Source organism: Sphingosinicella sp. CPCC 101087, assembly GCF_004151485.1.
GTDB lineage: Bacteria > Pseudomonadota > Alphaproteobacteria > Sphingomonadales > Sphingomonadaceae > Allosphingosinicella.
In genome coordinates this window covers 6,758-11,758 of record NZ_SBFF01000024.1, presented here as the reverse complement: position 1 = coordinate 11,758, position 5,001 = coordinate 6,758, and the positions used below count along the sequence as shown (strand labels likewise).

The window sequence follows — 5,001 nt, the reverse complement described above, 5'->3', positions numbered from 1 at the left end:
GCGGCCGAGAAGATGGCGAAGCTGCTCTGGCTGTAGTCGGCGTTCACGGCGCCTGCGGAGTCGGTCCAATTGCTGGAGCCGCCGCCCAGGCGCCAGGTGCCGCTGCCGCCGTCGACCAGGTCGTTGTTCTTCGGTCCGACGCCGCCGTCCCAGAAGGTCAGCGACAGTCCGGCCGTGTTGACCAGATTGACCTGTCCGTCGACCGCGGTCTGCACCGAGACGCTGCTTCCCGTCGGCAGCGAGCCGAGCTCGAGACCATTGTCGGTCAGCGCGCCGCCATAGTTGAACAGGCGGTAGATACCCGGCCCGAAGCTTCCGCCCGGAGTCATCGCCACGTCGAGCGTCCCGTCCAGCACGAGGTTGCCGCCCACCTCGACCAGGTCGTTGAGCGCACCGCCCACGACATTGGCGTCGCCGAGCTGGAAGTCGAGCAGGCTCGTCGCGCCGAGCGACAGTCCGCCGGCGATGGTGAGCGTTCCCACCCCGAGCGCGCCGGGCGCCAGCGTCGCGCCGGCGGCAAGGACGACGTCACCGCCGATCGTGCCGGTTCCGCCGAGGATCGCGCCGGCTCCGACGCTCGTCGGGCCGCGGGCGCCCGATTGGTCGCCGTTGACGAACAGGCTGCCCGCCGCGACGATGGTGTCTCCGTCATAGCTGTTCGCCGCGGTCAGGACGAGCGTGCCCGCGCCGTCCTTGGTGAAGCCCCCCGGGCCGGACACCGTGCCCGCGAGCGTCAGCGTGGTGCCGGCGTCCGGCAGGAAGGTGCCGGCCCCTATCAGCTCCACCGCACGCGCGGTGCTGAGGTCCGCCGTGCTGGCGAGCCGCCCGCCGGTGAAGGCGATCATCCCATCGGCATCGCCGAGATTCTCGTCGCTCGAGATGCTGAGCGTGCCGACGTCGATCAGCGTCCCGCCGGAATAGCCGTTGGCCCCCGAAAGTATGAGCGTGCCCAAACCCGTCTTGACGAGCCGTGTGTCGCCAGCCAGCGCGCTTTCGATCGTCGCCGAATATCCGGCCCCTTCCGCCGTGCCGTCGCCGACATTGACGATCGAATCCGGGCCGGTCAGCGTCAGGCCGTCTCCGGTGATCACATAGCCGTCGCTGACGAATTGCATGCCCGACACGACGACGGCGCCCAGGCTGTCGTCGACGGCTACCCTGCCGGCCGCGGCCGAGAAGATCGCGAACTCGCCGTCGTTGAAGGATCCGTTGAAGACACCGCTGACGTCGGCCCAATTGTCGTTCCCGGCGTCGTTCTGCCACGTGCCGTCGCCGCCATTGACCTGGCTTCCCTTCGGTCCGGCGGCGCCGTCCCAGAAATTGAGCGTGAGACCGGCGGTGTTGACGAGATTGACCTGCCCGGCGACCGAAGTCTGGACCGAGACGTCCGCATCCGCCGGGACGTCCCCGACGGCGAGGCCGGGACCGCTGAGGACCCCGCCATAGCTGATCACGCGGTAGACGCCGACGCCGAAGTCCCCGCCTGAGGTGACGGTCACGTCGATTGCACCGTCGAGCACGAGGTGGCCGCCGACTTCTGTCAGGTCGTTGAGCGGGCCGCCGACGACATTGGATGCGCCGAACTCATAGTCCAGCGTCACGGCGCCCGCGAGACTGAGGTTGCCGTTGATCGTGAGCGTTCCCGGGCCGGTCGCATCGCCCGGCGCCAGCGTGCCGCCGTCGGCCACGGCGACATTGCCGCCGATGACGCCGATGCCGCCGAGCGTCGCACCGGACTCGACGCTCGTCGGGCCGCTTGTGGCGCCGCCGAGCGTACCGTTGACCAGCAGCGTGCCGCCCGCCACGTTGGTCGCGCCCGTGAAGGCGGCGCTGTTGCCCGTAAGGCTGGTGACGCCCGAAACCTGGTTGATCGTGCCCAGCCCCGACATCGCGGTCGCGAATACGTAGCCGGTGCTCGTGTGGTTGAAGTTGACCCGGCCGGTGCCGGGGCCGAAGGCGAGCGTAGGCGCGTCGAGCACACCCGCGCCCGCGGCCGCCTGACCCTCCACACCACCGATGTTGATGACGCCGGTTCCCGCTGCACCGACGGCCAGCGCAAACGTGCCGCCCACGCCCAACCGGCCACCGTTCGATAGGGTGATGAAGGCTTGGGCTGCACCCAGTCCGACCCTCATCGCACCTGCGACCGAAAGGTCCGACCCGGCGCCGTCAATCGTCAGATTGGCAGGGAAAGCCAGTGCCAAGGGCGCGTTCGCCTGGCCAATGGTCGCTGTCGTGACGCTACCCGTCGCGCCGTCCAGGATGGACGTATTGCCCACGTGCATTGTGAATGGGGTACCGGTCCAGCGTGATCCCGCGCCCGAGACCGTCAACGAGGGCGCTGCCGGCATCATGGCGGAGATGGTGCCCAACCTCGTCGATCCGGTGCGGATCTCAGCGCCGCCGGTGACGTTCACCGCTCCGGTCGCGCTGCTGGTGGCCGGAATATTCAACGCGCCGGTGGTTTCCAGCAGCGAGCCCGCGCCAGTGACGTTGAGCGTCGCAGACACAGGCGGGCCGACTTGCCCCACGACGACGTCTGCAGCCCCGGCCCGGAGCACGCCGCCCCCTTCGATGGTCAGCACCCCATTGGCGCCGTCGCCGATCAGTACCCGGCCGGACTCAACCGTCGCGCCGGCGCCGACCCGAAGCTCTCCGCCGCCAATCGAGGTAATGCCGTCATAGCTGCTGTCGCCGGTCATCGTCAGCGTCAGTCCGCCCTGGACGTTGAGCGCGCCCGTGCCGGTGATCGCTCCGGCATAAGTGAGCGCGCCCGAGCGGTTGAACGTCAGCGTGCCGTTGTTGACCACATCGCCGACGATCGCGCCGGTCGTGCCGCCATCCCCCACCTGCAGGGCGCCCGCGCTGATCGTCGTGGTGCCCGCGTAGCTGTTGTCGGCGGTGAGCGTCAGCGTGTTGCCCCCGAGCTTCGTGAGACCGCCGGCGCCGGAAATGAGGCCGGCGAACGTGATGGCATCAGAGCGGTTGAAGGCGAGCACGCCGTTGTTGACGACGTCACCGACGATGCTGCCCGTCGTTCCGCCGCTCCCGATCTGAAGCGTCCCCCCGGCGATGGTCGTGCCGCTGTCATAGGTGTTGGCGCCGGTGAGCACGAGCGTGCCCGCATCGGACTTCACCAGTTGCGTGGCGCCGCTCAGATTGGACGCGATGGTCGCCGTGTAGCCGGCGGCCGCGACGGTGCCGTCGCCGACGCGGATGAACGACTGGAGACCGGCCTGGGAGCTGTCGTCGACCAGCACCAGATCGCCGCCCTGGACGACATAGCCATTGGCAGCGAACTGCATGCCCACGGCCTCGACCTGCCCGTTCGCATTGTCGACGTTCACGGTGCCCGCGTCGCCCTGAAAGACGGCGAAGCTCGCATTGGCGAACGGCGCGGCGAAGGCGCCGGTCTCGTCGGTCCAGTTCTGGTCGCCGGCGGCGCGCCAGGTGCCGCTCCCGCCGTCGACCAGGCCGTTGGCGCGCGCACCGGCATCGCCGTCCCAGAAGCTCAGCGCCAGGCCGGCCGAATTGATCAGGTTGACCTGCCCCGCCACCGAGGTCTGGACGAGATGGTCGGGCGAGCCGGCGTTGAGCCCATTGTCCGTGAGCGCACCGCCATAGCTGATGATCCGGTAGACGCCGGGGCCGAACGTGCCGCCTGGCGACTGGGTTACGTTGAGCGTTCCGTCCAGGACCAGGTCGCCGCCCACGACCAAGAGGTCATTGAAGTCGCCGCCCGGCACGTTGGCTTGGCCGAAATCAAAGTCCACATTGGTCAACGATCCAAGCGACAGGTTGCCGTTGATCGTAAGCGTGTCGGGCACATTGCCCGGATCTCCCGGGCTGAGCCGCCCAGGGCCTCCTACCCTCACGTCCCCGCCGATCACGCCCGACCCGCCGAGTGTGGCAAAGGCGTTCACGACGGTAGTGCCCATTGCACCCGACTGATCGCCATTGACGATCAGGGCGCCCGCGAAGACGTCCGTAATACCGGAATAGGCGTTGTCGCCGGTGAGCACCGTGGTGCCCGTGCCGTTCTTGACCACACTGCCGGTCCCGGTAATCCTCCCAGCATAGGTCTGCGTGCCCGGGCTGTTGAACGACACCTGCGCGTTGTTGAGGATGTCGCCGGCAACTGAGCCCCCCGTCGTTCCGTCGCCGAGCCCCAGCACGCCTGCCTGGACGGTCGTGCCGGCGGAGAAATCGTGCGCGCCGGTCAGGCTCAGAATGCCGCCAAGCGTCTTGTTGAGCGTCTCGAAACCGCTCACCTGCGTCGCGGTCAGCGTGCGGTCCGCGGCATTGTTCACCTGCAGGGCATCGGTGCCGGCGCCGCCCGCCACGCCGCCGGTCAGAACCGCCGGATCGTTGAGGACGAACGTGTCATTGCCGCCGCCGAGGCTGAGCTGACCCGCGCCGGTGTTGAGCGTTCCGGCCAGAGTCAGCGTGTCGCTGCCGCCGCCGAGGTCGCCCGCCGCAGCGAGGGTCGCGCCGGCATTGACGTTGATCCTGTTCGCACCGGCATCGCCGGTGATCGCCGACGCAGTGCCGCCGGCCGCCTGGATCGTGCCGTTCACTGCGAGCACGGATGTACCGGTCATCGCGACGGTCGACGTGGTGAGCCCCCCGTTCACCTGCAGCGTTCCGGCGCTGACGGTGGTCGCGTCGGCGCTATTGGCACCGGCGGTCAGCACGGTCGTGCCCGTGCCGATCTGCGCGATCGTGCCCGTGCCTGTGATCGCCCCATCAAAAGTGTAGCTGTTGTTCCGATTGAACGCGAGCGTGCCGCTGTTGGCGACGTCGCCGACGATCGATCCCGACGCGCCGCCGGCGCCGAGCTGCAGCGTGCCCGCGCTGATCGTCGTGCCGCCCGAATAGAGATTGTCGCCGGTCAGGATCGTCGTGCCGGTGCCGTCCTGGGTGACGCCGCCCGATCCCTGAATGGTGCCGGCATAGGTCACCGTGTCCGAACGGTCGAAGCCGAGCGCGCCGAAGCCGGTG

1 protein-coding gene is annotated in these 5,001 nt (G+C 68.8%); it reads right to left on the bottom strand.

Translation table 11 applies throughout. From position 1 onward, the window contains the following. The coding region (locus EKM57_RS21535) for an autotransporter-associated beta strand repeat-containing protein (RefSeq protein WP_206185541.1) at positions 1 to 5,001 on the bottom strand (5,001 nt) is incomplete at both ends.